Genomic DNA, 15,446 nt, shown 5'->3' on the forward strand with positions numbered 1-15,446 from the left:
CATGAAAACTGTCCTGATGACCGCTTTTGAACCCTTTGGCGGTGAAACGATTAATCCCTCCTGGGAAGCGGTACGCGCGCTGGAAGGCAAACAGATTGGCGGGGCGACGATAGTCATCCGCCAGCTGCCGGTGGTGTTCAGCGAGGTGCTGAACGTGCTGAACCGGGCACTGGATGAGGTGAAACCGGATGCAGTGCTGTCGGTAGGGCAGGCGGGCGGCCGCAGCGACATTACCGTAGAACGTATCGGTATTAATGTTGATGACGCCCGCATCCCGGACAACGCGGGAAACCAGCCGGTGGATGAACGGATTGTCGCGGGCGGCCCGGCAGCCTATTTTTCCCGGCTGCCCATCAAAGCGATTGTGGCCGCAGTGCGTGAAGCGGGGATCCCCGCATCGGTCTCGCAGACGGCAGGCACCTTCACCTGTAACCGGGTGATGTATGGCCTGCTGCACTGGCTGGAGCAGCAGAAAAGCCCGGCGCGCGGTGGCTTTATTCATATTCCCTATCTGCCTGAACAGGCGGCGCAGCATCCGGGGGCACCCAGCATGGCGGTGGCGACCATCATTCAGGCGCTGGAGATTGCGGTAAAAGTGACGCTGGAGACCGGCGACGATATCAAACAGGCTGGCGGCGCCACCCATTAAGAGGAAGAACGATGCCTGAAGGACCGGAAATTCGCCGCGTGGCGGATAAGCTTGAAGCCGCCATTGTGGGGCAGCCGTTAACGGAGGCGTGGTTCGCGTTTCCTCAGCTCAAGACTTACGAACCCTCGCTGATTGGTGAGCAGGTGCAGGCGATTGAGACGCGGGGCAAAGCGCTGCTGACACATTTCAGCAATGGCCTGACGCTCTACAGCCATAACCAGCTTTATGGTGTCTGGCGCATCGTGAAACCCGATACTGAACTGAATACCACGCGTCAGTTGCGGGTGCGGCTGGCGACGGCAGGCAAAGCGATTCTGCTTTACAGCGCCTCGGATATTGAACTGCTCAACGCAGATACGCTGGCGGCGCATCCGTTTCTGACCCGCATCGGACCGGATGTGCTGAACAGCCAGCTTAACGTTGAAGAGGTGAAAGAGCGGCTGCTGTCGCCCCGGTTCCGGCGGCGACAGTTTAGTGGTCTGCTGCTGGATCAGGCTTTTCTGGCCGGGCTGGGGAATTACCTGCGCGCCGAGATTCTCTGGCTGGCGCAACTGCTGCCCAATCATCGGGCGCAGGATCTCAGTGACGATCAGCTGACGGCTTTCAGCGAGGCACTGCTTTCAGTACCACGTCATGCCTATCGGATGCGTGGAACCATGAAGAAATATCATGAGGAAGCGGCGTTTCAGTTTGAAGTATTTCATCGGCAGGGCAAAAAATGCCGGCGTTGTGGCACGGTGATTGAGAAAGGCACGCTTTCATCACGGCCTTTTTACTGGTGTCCGGGTTGTCAGGGATAGAAAGGGCATGAAGTTAAAAGCGGGTGAGGGTAGAAACAAGCTGCTGTAAGACCGAGCCTGCTCAGGAAACACGGTCAGATCGGAAAGACGCAAAAGCCGTCATCCATGACATGCTCGGCCCGCGCGATTACGCACCTCATCCCTGAGATGCGCCCGTTGCCGGGCCAACGCTTTGCGTTGTTCAAAAACGCTCCCGGCGTTTTTGTCCCTGGCGCGGGACGCTTTCCTCTTCTGACCGTGTTTCCTGCGCGTTGAACTTATTCGTTGCGGCCAGATTCACCCATATGCAGGCTTATCAACTGGCTGAGCGGAGATCCCTCTCCGCCATCCATCAAATCTTACTTCTTCAGCTGTGAGCTGAATTCGCGCTCGGTATAACCGGTGTAGAGCTGACGCGGACGGGCAATTTTCATGCCTTCGTCGTGCATCTCTTTCCAGTGGGCAATCCAGCCAACCGTACGGGCCATCGCGAAGATCACTGTAAACATGGACGAAGGAATACCCATCGCTTTCAGAATGATACCGGAGTAGAAGTCCACGTTTGGATAGAGTTTACGCTCGATGAAGTACGGGTCGTTCAGCGCAATGTGTTCCAGCTCCATCGCCACTTCCAGCAGATCATCCTTCATACCCAGCTCATTCAATACTTCATGGCAGGTATCGCGCATCACGGTTGCACGTGGATCATAGTTTTTATAAACGCGGTGACCAAAGCCCATCAGACGGAAGGAGTCATTCTTGTCTTTGGCGCGTTTAACAAATTCCGGAATGTGCTCAACAGTGCTGATCTCTTCCAGCATACGCAGGGTCGCTTCGTTGGCACCGCCGTGCGCCGGTCCCCACAGAGAGGCGATCCCTGCGGCGATACAGGCAAACGGGTTCGCGCCGCTTGAACCGGCGGTACGTACGGTAGAGGTTGAGGCGTTCTGCTCATGATCAGCATGCAGAATCAGGATACGGTCCATGGCGCGTTCCAGCACCGGGTTCACTTTGTACTCTTCGCACGGCGTGGCGAACATCATGTGCAGGAAGTTACCGGCGTAAGAGAGGTCATTGCGCGGATAAACAAACGGCTGGCCGATAGAATATTTGTAACACATCGCTGCCATGGTCGGCATCTTAGAGAGCAGACGGAATGCCGCGATTTCGCGGTGGCGCTCAATGTTTACGTCCAGTGAATCGTGGTAAAACGCAGCCAGTGCACCGGTCACACCGCACATTACCGCCATCGGATGCGAGTCACGACGGAAGCCGTGGAACAGGCGGGTAATCTGCTCATGAATCATGGTGTGACGGGTAACGGTGGTACGGAACTCATCAAACTGTTTCTGGTCCGGCGCTTCGCCGTTCAGCAGGATATAGCAGACTTCCAGATAGTTAGAATGGGTCGCCAGCTGAGAAATCGGGAAACCACGGTGCAGCAGAATACCTTCGTCACCATCGATAAAAGTGATGGCAGATTCGCAGGACGCTGTAGACGTAAAACCGGGATCGAAGGTGAACAGGCCACTTGAACCCAGAGCGCGGACATCAACCACATCCTGGCCCAGCGTACCTTTCAGCACGTCCAGTTCAACAGATGTTCCATCTTGCAGGGTTAGCGTTACTTTTTTATCTGTCATTTTCGTCTCCATAGCGCCTTATGTAGGTAAGGATCTTTAGACACCTGAAACGCGTTCATGTTGCGGTTGGCAAAACTACACGGTATCACTCTGCGGGTATAAAGCGTGTGCAGGGTACAGAGTGAGCGGCGCGTTCCCAGTAGGAACCGGTGAGCCATGGACATGCTGCATATCGCGGTTGTTAAAGATCCGGTCAGGACATAACTTCTTGGTAACCAATAACCTGATGCTTTTTAAAGCTCATATTCGCAATGTTACATAACTTGCGCTTAGGGGAAAGTGTATCCCCATAACTTTTGTGCATCATAGGAATTTACAGACTTAGTTTGTAACTGAATTGTTGAACTATTGTCAAATCAGATAATTAAAATTGTATCAATTGTGAAAATCGTGAGTAGGATCACTGTTCCACCTAAAATATACCAAAGAGTTTGTAGGGGAATTGTAATCAGAATGTGATCCTCCTATACTCCAGGCAGGTCTCCGGAACACCCTGACACCAGGAGCCACCCAGCGTTTACTACCGCGTCAATTAACACTGGATGTTGCTTTTTTGGTGACGGTTAAAGTCTGCCACGCGTCGTGATTAGACTCCGCCTCAGGTCCGGAGGAAGCAAAATAAAAAAGAGCTGTGTGGGCAAAACCGTGAAAAAACAAAGACCTGTCAACTTGGATCTCTCGACGATCCGGTTTCCCGTTACTGCAATATCGTCCATTCTCCACCGCGTCTCCGGCGTAATCACCCTGGTTGCCATTGGTATCCTGCTGTGGCTGCTCGGTCTCTCTCTCTCTTCTCCTGAAGGTTTCCAGCACGCTGCATCCATCATGGATGGCTTCTTCGCGAAGTTCATCATGTGGGGCATCTTAACCGCGCTGGCCTATCACGCGGTGAGCGGGATTCGTCATATGTTGATGGATTTTGGTTATCTGGCTGAAACGCTGGAAGTGGGCAAGCGTTCTGCTCATATGACTTTTGTGATCACTGTCGTGCTGGCAATTCTGGCGGGAGTCCTCGTATGGTAAGCAATGCATCCGCATTGGGTCGCAACGGCATTCAGGACTGGCTGCTGCTGCGGGCAACTGCAATTCTCATTACACTCTACATCGTCTACATCCTCGGTTTCGTGGTGATGACAGACACGCTGACTTATGACCTGTGGCGTGGCTTCTTCGCTTCGGCATTCACTAAAGTGTTCACGCTGCTGACGCTGTTCTCCATTCTGATTCACGGCTGGATCGGCATGTGGCAGGTGTTAACAGACTACGTTAAATCACTGCCAACGCGCCTGTTGTTGCAGTTTGTGATTGTCGTGGCGCTGCTGTGGTATGCGATTTATGGATTTGTTGTGGTGTGGGGTGTGTAAATGAGTTTGCCAATCAGAGAGTTTGATGCCGTGGTGATCGGCGCAGGTGGCGCAGGAATGCGGGCCGCACTGCAAATCTCCCAGGCCGGCCAGAGCTGTGCCCTGTTGTCGAAAGTTTTCCCGACCCGTTCCCACACCGTATCTGCGCAGGGCGGTATTACCGTTGCGCTGGGTAATACCCATGAAGATAACTGGGAATGGCATATGTACGACACCGTCAAAGGTTCCGACTACATCGGTGACCAGGACGCGATTGAATATATGTGTAAAACCGGCCCGGAAGCGATTCTGGAACTGGAGCACATGGGCCTGCCGTTCTCGCGTCTGGAAGATGGTCGTGTCTATCAGCGTCCGTTTGGTGGTCAGTCGAAGAACTTCGGCGGCGAGCAGGCGGCACGTACCGCTGCAGCAGCTGACCGTACCGGCCACGCCCTTTTGCATACCCTTTATCAGCAGAACCTGAAAAACAAAACCACCATCTTCTCTGAGTGGTATGCACTGGATCTGGTGAAAAACGCCGATGGCGCGGTAGTCGGTTGTACCGCTATCTGCATCGAAACCGGCGAAACCGTTTATTTCAAAGCGAAAGCGACCATTCTGGCCACCGGCGGCGCGGGCCGTATCTATCAGTCCACCACCAATGCACATATCAACACCGGCGACGGCGTGGGTATGGCACTGCGTGCGGGCGTGCCGGTGCAGGATATGGAGATGTGGCAGTTCCACCCAACCGGTATCGCCGGTGCGGGCGTGCTGGTCACCGAGGGCTGCCGTGGTGAAGGCGGCTATCTGCTGAACAAACATGGCGAACGCTTCATGGAGCGTTATGCGCCAAACGCCAAAGATCTGGCGGGCCGCGACGTCGTTGCGCGCTCAATGATGATTGAAATCCGTGAAGGTCGCGGCTGTGACGGTCCGTGGGGCCCGCACATCAAACTGAAACTCGATCACCTGGGTAAAGAGGTGCTTGAGTCACGTCTGCCTGGCATCCTCGAACTGTCACGCACCTTTGCTCACGCCGATCCGATCAAAGAACCTATCCCGGTCATTCCGACCTGCCACTACATGATGGGCGGTATTCCGACCAAAGTGACCGGTCAGGCACTGCGTGTGAATGAGCAGGGGGAAGATGTGGTGATTCCTGGCCTGTTCGCTGTCGGCGAAATTGCCTGCGTATCGGTACACGGTGCCAACCGTCTGGGCGGCAACTCACTGCTTGACCTGGTGGTCTTTGGCCGCGCAGCGGGTCTGCACCTGCTGGAGAGTATTCAGGAGCAGGGCGAACTGCGTGACGCCACGGAAGATGAAATCGCCGTTGCGATGGCGCGCTTCAACCGCTGGGAAAACAACACCACCGGTGAAGATCCGGTTGAGATTCGTAAAGCGCTACAACGCTGCATGCAGAACAACTTCTCTGTATTCCGCGAAGGCGACGCGATGGCGCAGGGTCTGGAAGAGCTGAAAGAGATTCGCCAGCGTCTGAAATCAGCGCGTCTGGATGACCGCTCACCGGATTTCAACACCCAGCGTATTGAGTGTCTGGAGCTGGATAACCTGATGGAGACGGCCTTTGCCACGGCGGTAGCGGCTAATTATCGCACCGAGAGCCGCGGTGCGCACAGTCGCTTCGACTTCCCGGATCGAGATGATGAAAACTGGCTGTGCCACAGTCTTTATGTCCCGGAAACCGAAAGCATGACGCGCCGTGAGGTGAACATGCAGCCGAAACTGCGCGCGGCGTTCCCGCCGAAAGTGCGTACCTACTAATTTCGGAGACGATCATGAGACTCGAGTTTTCAATTTATCGCTACAATCCGGACGTCGATGACAAGCCGCGCATGCAGGATTACACCCTGGAATCGGAAGATGGTCGCGACATGATGCTGCTGGACGCGCTGATTCGCCTGAAAGAGAAAGATCCGACGCTGGCGTTTCGTCGCTCCTGTCGTGAAGGCGTCTGCGGCTCTGATGGCCTCAACATGAACGGTAAAAATGGACTGGCCTGCATTACGCCGGTCTCGGCCCTGGGCAACGGCAAACAGAAAATCGTTATCCGTCCATTGCCTGGCTTACCGGTTGTGCGTGACCTGGTCGTAGACATGAGCCAGTTTTATGCGCAGTATGAGAAAATAAAGCCTTTCCTGTTGAATAATGGGGAAAATCCGCCAGCACGTGAGCATCTGCAGTCACCGGATGAGCGCGAGCACCTGGATGGCCTGTACGAGTGTATTCTTTGTGCCTGCTGCTCAACCTCATGCCCATCATTCTGGTGGAATCCTGAGAAGTTCATCGGTCCTGCCGGCCTGCTGGCGGCATACCGTTTCCTGATTGACAGCCGCGACACTGAAACGGATGCGCGTCTCGACAATCTGAATGACGCTTTCAGCGTATTCCGCTGCCATAGCATCATGAACTGTGTGAGTGTCTGTCCGAAAGGGCTGAACCCGACGCGCGCCATCGGCCATATCAAGTCGATGCTGCTGCAGCGCGGCGCATAAGTCGTTTCTGCCGGGAACCTCAGGTTCCCGGTGTTTTAACGGAAGCCTCTGTAAGCGCGGTGATGACCACGTTTACAAAGGTTCCCTTACGGGCCACGCGCGCTGCGCAAAGTGCTCGTATCGCTGAACTCACTACGGCAAACCGCGAAAGCGGCAACAAATGAAACCTCAAAAAAGCATAGCAATGCTTAAGGGATCACAATGCAGAACAGCGCGATGAAGCCCTGGCTGGACTCTTCCTGGCTGGCCGGCGCGAATCAGTCTTACATAGAGCAGCTCTATGAGGATTTCCTGACCGATCCTGACTCTGTCGATGCAGTGTGGCGCTCGATGTTCCAACAGTTACCGGGCACCGGAATGAAACCTGAGCAGTTTCACTCCACCACACGTGAGTACTTCCGTCGCCTGGCGAAAGACGCATCTCGTTACACCTCATCTGTCTCCGATCCGGAAACCAACTCCAAGCAAGTGAAAGTGCTGCAGCTGATCAACGCGTTTCGTTTTCGCGGTCATCAGCACGCCAATCTCGATCCGCTTGGCCTGTGGAAACAGGATCGGGTCGCCGATCTTGATCCCGCTTTTCATGACCTGACCGAGGCCGATTTTCAGGAAAGCTTTAACGTAGGCTCTTTTGCCATCGGTAAAGAGACCATGAAGCTGGCCGATCTCTTCGACGCGCTGACGCAGACCTACTGTGGCTCAATCGGTGCGGAATATATGCACATCAACAACACGGATGAGAAGCGCTGGATCCAGCAGCGTCTTGAGTCTGTGGCGGGCCGTGCAGCGTTCAGCAACGAAGAGAAAAAAGGTTTCCTGAAAGAGCTGACCGCGGCAGAAGGGCTGGAAAAATATCTCGGGGCGAAATTCCCGGGTGCCAAACGCTTCTCGCTGGAAGGCGGCGATGCGCTGGTGCCCATGCTGCGCGAAATGATCCGTCACGCTGGCAAGAGCGGTACCCGTGAAGTCGTGCTGGGCATGGCGCACCGTGGTCGTCTCAACGTGCTGATCAATGTGCTGGGTAAAAAGCCACAGGATCTGTTCGACGAGTTCGCCGGTAAGCATAAAGAGCATCTTGGCACCGGTGACGTGAAGTACCACATGGGCTTCTCTTCTGACGTGGAAACCGAAGGCGGCCTGGTTCACCTGGCGCTGGCGTTTAACCCGTCACACCTGGAGATTGTCAGCCCGGTCGTTATGGGTTCCGTGCGTGCCCGTCTGGATCGACTGGATGAGCCTGCGAGCAATAAAGTCCTGCCGATCACCATTCATGGTGACGCGGCGGTGATTGGCCAGGGCGTGGTTCAGGAAACCCTGAACATGTCACAGGCACGCGGTTATGAAGTGGGCGGTACTGTTCGCATCGTCATCAACAACCAGGTTGGTTTTACGACGTCCAACCCGAAAGATGCGCGTTCAACGCCTTACTGCACCGACATCGGCAAAATGGTGCTGGCACCGATTTTCCACGTCAACGCGGATGACCCGGAAGCGGTCGCCTTTGTGACCCGCCTGGCGCTCGACTATCGCAACACCTTTAAGCGTGATGTGTTTATCGATCTGGTCTGCTATCGCCGTCATGGCCACAACGAGGCCGATGAGCCAAGTGCGACTCAGCCGCTGATGTACCAGAAAATCAAAAAGCACCCGACGCCGCGTAAAATTTACGCCGACCGTCTGGAAGGTGAAGCCGTTGCCACGCAGGAAGATGCGACCGAAATGGTCAATCTTTACCGTGATGCGCTGGATGCGGGCGAGTGCGTAGTACCAGAATGGCGTCCGATGAGCCTGCACTCCTTTACCTGGTCACCTTACCTGAACCATGAGTGGGATGAGCCTTATCCGGCCCAGGTCGACATGAAACGTCTGAAGGAGCTGGCGCTGCGTATCAGCCAGGTACCTGAAGAGGTTGAGGTGCAGTCGCGTGTTGCCAAGATTTATAACGACCGTCGTCTGATGGCTGAAGGCGAGAAAGCCTTTGACTGGGGCGGCGCGGAAAACCTGGCCTACGCCACGCTGGTTGATGAAGGCATTCCGGTGCGTCTGTCGGGTGAAGATACCGGTCGCGGCACCTTCTTCCACCGTCACGCGGTGGTTCATAACCAGGCAAACGGCTCAACCTATACCCCTCTGCACCATGTGCACAGCGGTCAGGGCCAGTTCAAAGTCTGGGACTCCGTGCTGTCAGAAGAGGCGGTACTGGCCTTTGAATATGGCTACGCCACTGCTGAGCCACGCATCCTGACCATCTGGGAAGCGCAGTTTGGTGACTTCGCCAACGGTGCACAGGTTGTTATCGACCAGTTCATCAGCTCCGGTGAGCAGAAATGGGGCCGTATGTGTGGCCTGGTCATGCTGCTGCCGCACGGCTATGAAGGTCAGGGGCCAGAGCACTCGTCTGCGCGTCTGGAGCGTTATCTGCAACTCTGCGCTGAGCAGAACATGCAGGTCTGCGTACCGTCAACGCCTGCGCAGGTTTACCATATGCTGCGTCGTCAGGCGCTGCGCGGTATGCGCCGTCCGCTGATTGTGATGTCGCCGAAATCGCTGCTGCGTCATCCGCTGGCGATCTCCACGCTGGATGAACTGGCTAACGGCAGCTTCCAGCCGGCGATTGGCGAAGTGGATAATCTGGATGCGCAGGGCGTGAAACGCGTCGTGCTGTGCTCCGGTAAAGTCTATTACGACCTGCTTGAGCAGCGTCGTAAAAATGAGCAGACCGATGTGGCGATTGTCCGTATCGAGCAGCTCTATCCGTTCCCGCATCACGCGGTTCAGGAAGCATTAAAAGCGTATTCCCACGTACAGGATTTTGTCTGGTGTCAGGAAGAGCCGCTGAATCAGGGCGCCTGGTATTGCAGCCAGCATCATTTCCGTGAAGTTGTGCCGTTTGGTGCGACCTTACGTTATGCAGGCCGCCCGGCCTCCGCCTCACCGGCCGTGGGTTACATGTCCGTACACCAACAACAGCAGCAAGACCTGGTTAATGACGCGCTGAACGTTAATTAATTAAAAGGAAAGATAATGAGTAGCGTAGATATTCTCGTTCCCGACCTGCCTGAATCGGTTGCCGATGCCTCCGTGGCAACCTGGCACAAAAAACCAGGCGATGCAGTGACTCGCGATGAAGTGCTGGTCGAAATCGAAACCGACAAAGTGGTGCTGGAAGTGCCAGCCTCTGCTGACGGTATTCTGGAAGCGGTTCTGGAAGAAGAGGGCGCCACCGTCACTTCACGCCAGATTCTGGGTCGTCTGAAAGAGGGCAACAGTGCCGGTAAAGAGACCAGCGCGAAGTCTGAAAGCAAAGAGTCTACCCCGGCTCAGCGTCAGACTGCGTCACTGGAAGAAGAGAGCAATGATGCGCTCAGCCCGGCCATCCGCCGTCTGATTGCCGAGCACAACCTTGATGCTTCGCAGATCAAAGGCAGCGGTGTGGGCGGACGTCTGACCCGTGAAGATGTTGAAAAACATCTGGCCAACAAACCGCAGGCTGGCAAAGCCGCCGCACCTGCGGCAGAAACTGCAGCTGTGCAGCAGCCTGTGGCGAATCGCAGCGAAAAACGCGTGCCGATGACCCGTCTGCGTAAGCGTGTTGCCGAGCGTCTGCTGGAAGCGAAAAACAGCACTGCGATGCTGACCACCTTCAACGAAATCAACATGAAGCCCATCATGGATCTGCGTAAGCAGTATGGTGAGGCCTTCGAGAAGCGTCACGGTGTACGTCTGGGCTTCATGTCCTTCTACATCAAAGCGGTTGTTGAAGCACTGAAACGCTATCCGGAAGTGAATGCCTCCATCGATGGCGAAGATGTGGTTTACCACAACTACTTCGACGTCAGCATCGCGGTCTCTACGCCACGCGGTCTGGTGACACCGGTTCTGCGTGACGTTGATGCGCTGAGCATGGCGGACATTGAGAAGAAAATCAAAGAGCTGGCAGTGAAAGGCCGTGACGGCAAGCTGACAGTAGAAGATCTGACCGGCGGTAACTTCACCATTACCAATGGCGGCGTCTTTGGTTCCCTGATGTCCACCCCGATCATCAACCCACCGCAGAGCGCCATCCTGGGCATGCACGCTATCAAAGATCGCCCGATGGCGGTCAATGGTCAGGTTGTGGTGCTGCCAATGATGTACCTGGCGCTCTCCTACGATCACCGTCTGATCGATGGCCGTGAATCAGTGGGTTATCTGGTTGCAGTGAAAGAGATGCTGGAAGATCCGGCGCGTCTGCTGCTGGATGTCTGATTTTCACCGGGCGCGCCTCGCGCGCCCAACCTCAATACTCTTTTCAGACCTGAATGGATAGAACATCATGAACTTACACGAATACCAGGCGAAACAACTGTTTGCACGGTATGGCATGCCGGCACCAACGGGTTACGCCTGTACTACACCACGTGAAGCGGAAGAAGCAGCCTCTAAAATTGGCGCAGGCCCGTGGGTAGTTAAATGTCAGGTTCATGCCGGTGGCCGCGGTAAAGCGGGCGGTGTGAAAGTGGTTAACAGCAAAGAAGAGATTCGCGCATTTGCTGAAAACTGGCTGGGCAAACGTCTGGTGACCTATCAGACAGACGCAAACGGCCAGCCGGTAAACCAGATTCTGGTTGAAGCGGCAACCGACATCGATCAGGAGCTCTACCTGGGCGCTGTGGTCGATCGCGCAACGCGTCGCGTGATTTTCATGGCCTCAACCGAAGGCGGCGTGGAAATCGAAAAAGTGGCGGAAGAGACCCCGCACCTGATCCACAAAATGGCGCTGGACCCACTGACCGGTCCGCAGCCTTATCAGGGCCGCGAGCTGGCATTCAAACTGGGCCTGACCGGTAAGCTGGTTGGTCAGTTCACCAAGATCTTCATGGGCCTGGCAACGCTGTTCCTGGAGCGCGATCTGGCGATGGTTGAGATCAACCCGCTGGTCATCACTAAGCAGGGCGATCTGATCTGCCTGGATGGCAAACTGGGCGCCGATGGCAATGCCCTGTTCCGCCAGCCAGAGCTGCGCGAAATGCGCGATCCAAGCCAGGAAGACCCACGTGAAGCGCATGCGACACAGTGGGAACTGAACTATGTTGCGCTGGAAGGCAACATCGGTTGTATGGTTAACGGCGCAGGTCTGGCGATGGGCACCATGGACATCGTTAAGCACCATGGCGGTCAGCCAGCCAACTTCCTTGATGTCGGCGGCGGCGCAACTAAAGAGCGCGTGACCGAAGCCTTCAAAATCATCCTGTCTGACGATGCGGTTAAAGCCGTCTTCGTTAACATCTTCGGCGGTATCGTACGCTGTGACCTGATTGCCGACGGCATCATCGGCGCAGTCGCTGAAGTGGGTGTTAACGTGCCAGTGGTGGTACGTCTGGAAGGTAACAACGCCGAGCTGGGCGCACAGAAACTGGCGGACAGCGGTCTGAACATCATTGCAGCAACCAGCCTGACAGACGCCGCACAGCGTGTTGTTGCTGCCGCGGAGGGTAAATAATGTCCATTCTGATCGACAAAAACACCAAAGTCATTTGCCAGGGTTTCACCGGTGGCCAGGGGACTTTCCATTCTGAGCAGGCGCTGGCTTACGGTACTCAGCTGGTTGGCGGCGTGACGCCAGGCAAAGGCGGCACGACGCATCTCGGCCTGCCGGTGTTCAACACCGTACGCGAAGCGGTAGAAGCGACCGGCGCAACTGCCACCGTGATCTACGTTCCGGCACCTTTCTGTAAAGATGGCATCCTGGAAGCGATCGAAGCGGGCATCAAGCTGATCATCACCATCACCGAAGGTATCCCGACGCTGGATATGCTGACTGTGAAAGTGAAGCTGGATGAAGCGGGCGTGCGGATGATCGGTCCAAACTGTCCGGGCGTAATCACCCCAGGTGAATGTAAGATCGGCATCATGCCAGGCCACATTCACCAGCCGGGCCGTGTCGGTATCGTATCCCGTTCAGGCACCCTGACCTATGAAGCAGTTAAGCAGACCACTGACATCGGCTACGGCCAGTCAACCTGCGTCGGCATCGGTGGTGACCCGATCCCTGGCTCTAACTTCATCGACATCCTGAAAATGTTCCAGGATGATCCACAGACTGAAGCGATCGTGATGATCGGTGAAATCGGTGGCAGCGCAGAAGAAGAAGCCGCAGCCTTCATCAAAGAGCACGTGACCAAGCCGGTTGTAGGCTACATTGCTGGCGTCACCGCGCCGAAAGGCAAGCGCATGGGCCATGCGGGCGCCATCATTGCCGGTGGTAAAGGTACAGCAGATGAGAAATTTGCTGCACTGGAAGCCGCAGGCGTGAAAACCGTTCGCAGCCTGGCTGACATCGGTGACGCAGTTAAAGCCGTATTACCGGCAAAATAAGTCGTCGTCATCTGAGACTAAGCCACCTCCGGGTGGCTTTTTTTATGCCGGTAACACACAGACATCACCCAGACATTTAAAGAAAAGAGGGCGTGGTCAGATAACCACGCAGGTATTAGTTACGTTAATAAAAAGTGGCAAAGGTAAACTATTTTTCCACGCCTTATTTCATCAATGACATCTCATTAACAAGAAACCCACCTGACTCTATCTGGAAACTTATTGTGTTAATCCAGATCAATTAATCGCGATTTATATCCAACTATATCGCTGGCAAAGCGCAACGCTAAGAGCGTAAATTGCGCTGCATCAATCCAGCCTTTTACACAAATTTTCAAACGTCTGCTCAACCCGGGATGACACCCGCTTTTCTCCTGTTAAAGCACGCGTTAATGAAAGCGCGGATTGACAATTTTCAGAGCTGCTTTATTCGCTACTCGCCTGTTCGGGCAGCTCACAAATCTGTTCTGCTGGTCATAAAAAACTGGAATCAATAAACAGTCGTTCCTGACTCTGATTACGTTCGTTCTGATCGCGCGCGTGACGGAGACAAAGCGAGGAGCAAGGAGTCATTATGTTAGATATCGTCGAACTGTCGCGGTTACAGTTTGCCTTAACAGCGATGTACCATTTTCTGTTCGTCCCTCTAACGCTGGGTATGGCGTTTTTACTGGCGATCATGGAGACGGTCTATGTCCTGAGCGGTAAACAAATTTATAAAGATATGACGAAGTTCTGGGGCAAGTTATTTGGTATTAACTTTGCGCTGGGTGTCGCTACCGGCCTGACCATGGAATTTCAGTTCGGAACAAACTGGTCATATTACTCTCACTACGTCGGCGATATCTTCGGCGCGCCGCTCGCCATTGAAGGTCTGATGGCGTTCTTCCTGGAATCGACCTTTGTCGGCCTGTTCTTTTTTGGCTGGGATCGGCTGGGTAAAGTGCAGCACATGGCGGTGACCTGGCTGGTGGCGCTGGGCTCGAACATGTCCGCGCTGTGGATTCTGGTTGCTAACGGCTGGATGCAGAACCCCATCGCCTCTGAATTCAACTTCGAAACCATGCGCATGGAGATGGTCAGCTTCTCAGAGCTGGTACTGAACCCGGTGGCGCAGGTGAAATTCGTTCACACCGTTGCGGCCGGTTACACGACCGGTGCGATGTTCATTCTGGGCATCAGCGCGTGGTACATGCTGAAAGGGCGCGACCTTGCTTTTGCTAAACGCTCGTTCGCTATTGCGGCCAGCTTTGGCATGGCGGCGGTCCTCTCCGTCATTCTGCTGGGCGATGAGTCAGGCTATGAAATGGGCGACGTGCAGAAAACCAAGCTGGCCGCTATCGAAGCGGAGTGGGAAACCCAGCCGGCACCCGCCTCATTTACGCTGTTTGGCCTGCCCGATCAGGCAACGCAGGAGAACCGGTATGCCGTGCAGATCCCGTGGCTGCTGGGCCTGATCGCGACCCGATCCATCGATAAGCCGGTCACCGGCCTTAAAGATCTGATGGCTCAACATGAAGTGCGCATCCGCAACGGCATGAAAGCCTACACGTTGCTGAATGAACTGCGCAGCGGCAGTCAGGATCCCGCAGTACGTGACGCGTTCAACAGTCACAAGCAGGATCTCGGTTATGGTCTGCTGCTGAAGCGCTATACCGACAATGTGGCGGATGCGACCGAAGCGCAGATCGAACAGGCGACGCAGGACTCTATCCCGCGCGTAGCGCCGCTCTATTTCGCATTCCGCATTATGGTGCTGTGTGGCGTACTGCTGCTGGCCATTATCACGCTCTCTTTCTGGAGCGTAATACGCAATCGCGTGGGCAAAAATCGCTGGTTACTGAAAGCGGCGCTGTTTGGTATTCCGTTACCCTGGATTGCCGTCGAGTCAGGCTGGTTCGTAGCCGAGTATGGTCGTCAGCCCTGGGCTATCGGTGAAATCCTGCCGACCGCGGTGGCCAACTCCTCGCTGACTGTTGGCGATCTGCTGTTCTCAATGATCCTGATCTGCGGACTCTACACGCTGTTCCTGGTGGCAGAGATGTACCTGATGTTCAAATTCGCCCGCCTTGGGCCGAGCAGCCTGAAAACCGGGCGATATCATCATGAGCAGATTACGGCAACCACTCAGCCGGTTCAGGGATAAGGAGAGCGAC

Annotated in this window: 12 protein-coding genes; 11 read left to right on the top strand and 1 reads right to left on the bottom strand. The window is 55.1% G+C overall.

The window, feature by feature from the left end:
- The first annotated feature begins 1 nt into the window (after position 1).
- Both pcp and nei read left to right on the top strand, forming a co-directional pair.
- Entirely contained in the window at positions 2 to 649 is a 648-nt protein-coding gene (gene pcp / locus FA92_RS04150; protein WP_033782339.1) for a pyroglutamyl-peptidase I, read from the top strand.
- An 11-nt stretch (positions 650 to 660) separates the two neighbouring features.
- Positions 661 to 1,449 carry an endonuclease VIII gene (gene nei, locus FA92_RS04155; RefSeq protein ID WP_013357140.1) on the top strand — a complete coding sequence of 263 codons (789 nt, stop codon included), beginning with the start codon at positions 661 to 663 and terminating at the stop codon, positions 1,447 to 1,449.
- A gap of 338 nt (positions 1,450 to 1,787) precedes the next feature.
- Here the strand turns inward: nei and FA92_RS04160 are convergent, their stop codons facing one another.
- A complete protein-coding gene (locus FA92_RS04160; RefSeq protein ID WP_013357141.1) occupies positions 1,788 to 3,071 on the bottom strand; it encodes a citrate synthase in 1,284 nt (427 codons plus the stop codon).
- 633 nt (positions 3,072 to 3,704) lie between these two features.
- On the opposite strand from FA92_RS04160, the gene sdhC reads away from it, so the two are divergent.
- The 9 genes from sdhC (at position 3,705) to cydA (ending at position 15,436) form a co-directional block, all read left to right on the top strand.
- The gene (sdhC, locus tag FA92_RS04165) at positions 3,705 to 4,094 is read left to right on the top strand and encodes a succinate dehydrogenase cytochrome b556 subunit (protein WP_033782341.1); all 390 of its coding nucleotides are present in this window, start codon (positions 3,705 to 3,707) and stop codon (positions 4,092 to 4,094) included.
- On the top strand, positions 4,088 to 4,435 hold the full coding sequence (gene sdhD / locus FA92_RS04170; RefSeq protein WP_009091417.1) for a succinate dehydrogenase membrane anchor subunit: 348 nt from the start codon (positions 4,088 to 4,090) through the stop codon (positions 4,433 to 4,435). The genes sdhC and sdhD overlap by 7 nt, the downstream gene beginning before the upstream one ends.
- Positions 4,436 to 6,202 (top strand): succinate dehydrogenase flavoprotein subunit, encoded by a 1,767-nt coding sequence (gene sdhA / locus FA92_RS04175; protein ID WP_013357143.1) that lies wholly within the window; start codon positions 4,436 to 4,438, stop codon positions 6,200 to 6,202.
- Between the two features lie 14 nt (positions 6,203 to 6,216).
- Positions 6,217 to 6,933: a succinate dehydrogenase iron-sulfur subunit gene (locus tag FA92_RS04180; protein WP_013357144.1), complete on the top strand. Its 717-nt coding sequence runs from the start codon at positions 6,217 to 6,219 to the stop codon at positions 6,931 to 6,933.
- 201 nt (positions 6,934 to 7,134) lie between these two features.
- A complete protein-coding gene (gene sucA, locus FA92_RS04185) occupies positions 7,135 to 9,942 on the top strand; it encodes a 2-oxoglutarate dehydrogenase E1 component (protein ID WP_033731875.1) in 2,808 nt (935 codons plus the stop codon).
- Positions 9,943 to 9,957: 15 nt separating this feature from the next.
- Entirely contained in the window at positions 9,958 to 11,181 is a 1,224-nt protein-coding gene (gene odhB / locus FA92_RS04190) for a 2-oxoglutarate dehydrogenase complex dihydrolipoyllysine-residue succinyltransferase (protein WP_033782342.1), read from the top strand.
- A 67-nt stretch (positions 11,182 to 11,248) separates the two neighbouring features.
- Positions 11,249 to 12,415, top strand: a complete 1,167-nt coding sequence (gene sucC / locus FA92_RS04195) for an ADP-forming succinate--CoA ligase subunit beta (protein ID WP_003853151.1) — start codon at positions 11,249 to 11,251, stop codon at positions 12,413 to 12,415.
- A complete protein-coding gene (gene sucD / locus FA92_RS04200; RefSeq protein WP_013357147.1) occupies positions 12,415 to 13,290 on the top strand; it encodes a succinate--CoA ligase subunit alpha in 876 nt (291 codons plus the stop codon). Before sucC ends, sucD begins: the two co-directional genes overlap by 1 nt.
- A gap of 574 nt (positions 13,291 to 13,864) precedes the next feature.
- A complete protein-coding gene (gene cydA, locus FA92_RS04205) occupies positions 13,865 to 15,436 on the top strand; it encodes a cytochrome ubiquinol oxidase subunit I (protein WP_033782343.1) in 1,572 nt (523 codons plus the stop codon).
- The last annotated feature ends 10 nt before the right edge of the window (positions 15,437 to 15,446 follow it).

It is taken from the genome of Pantoea sp. 9140 (assembly GCF_000745295.1).
Classification (GTDB): Bacteria; Pseudomonadota; Gammaproteobacteria; order Enterobacterales; family Enterobacteriaceae; genus Pantoea; species Pantoea vagans.

What these genes read in the sequence shown, in the direction of transcription:
- FA92_RS04160 (WP_013357141.1), bottom strand. Translation starts at nt 3,071, where the DNA reads ATGACAGATAAAAAAGTAACGCTAACCCTGCAAGATGGAACATCTGTT.
- odhB (WP_033782342.1), top strand. Translation starts at nt 9,958, where the DNA reads ATGAGTAGCGTAGATATTCTCGTTCCCGACCTGCCTGAATCGGTTGCC.
- sdhD (WP_009091417.1), top strand. Translation starts at nt 4,088, where the DNA reads ATGGTAAGCAATGCATCCGCATTGGGTCGCAACGGCATTCAGGACTGG.
- nei (WP_013357140.1), top strand. Translation starts at nt 661, where the DNA reads ATGCCTGAAGGACCGGAAATTCGCCGCGTGGCGGATAAGCTTGAAGCC.
- pcp (WP_033782339.1), top strand. Translation starts at nt 2, where the DNA reads ATGAAAACTGTCCTGATGACCGCTTTTGAACCCTTTGGCGGTGAAACG.
- sucC (WP_003853151.1), top strand. Translation starts at nt 11,249, where the DNA reads ATGAACTTACACGAATACCAGGCGAAACAACTGTTTGCACGGTATGGC.
- sucA (WP_033731875.1), top strand. Translation starts at nt 7,135, where the DNA reads ATGCAGAACAGCGCGATGAAGCCCTGGCTGGACTCTTCCTGGCTGGCC.
- sucD (WP_013357147.1), top strand. Translation starts at nt 12,415, where the DNA reads ATGTCCATTCTGATCGACAAAAACACCAAAGTCATTTGCCAGGGTTTC.
- sdhA (WP_013357143.1), top strand. Translation starts at nt 4,436, where the DNA reads ATGAGTTTGCCAATCAGAGAGTTTGATGCCGTGGTGATCGGCGCAGGT.
- FA92_RS04180 (WP_013357144.1), top strand. Translation starts at nt 6,217, where the DNA reads ATGAGACTCGAGTTTTCAATTTATCGCTACAATCCGGACGTCGATGAC.
- cydA (WP_033782343.1), top strand. Translation starts at nt 13,865, where the DNA reads ATGTTAGATATCGTCGAACTGTCGCGGTTACAGTTTGCCTTAACAGCG.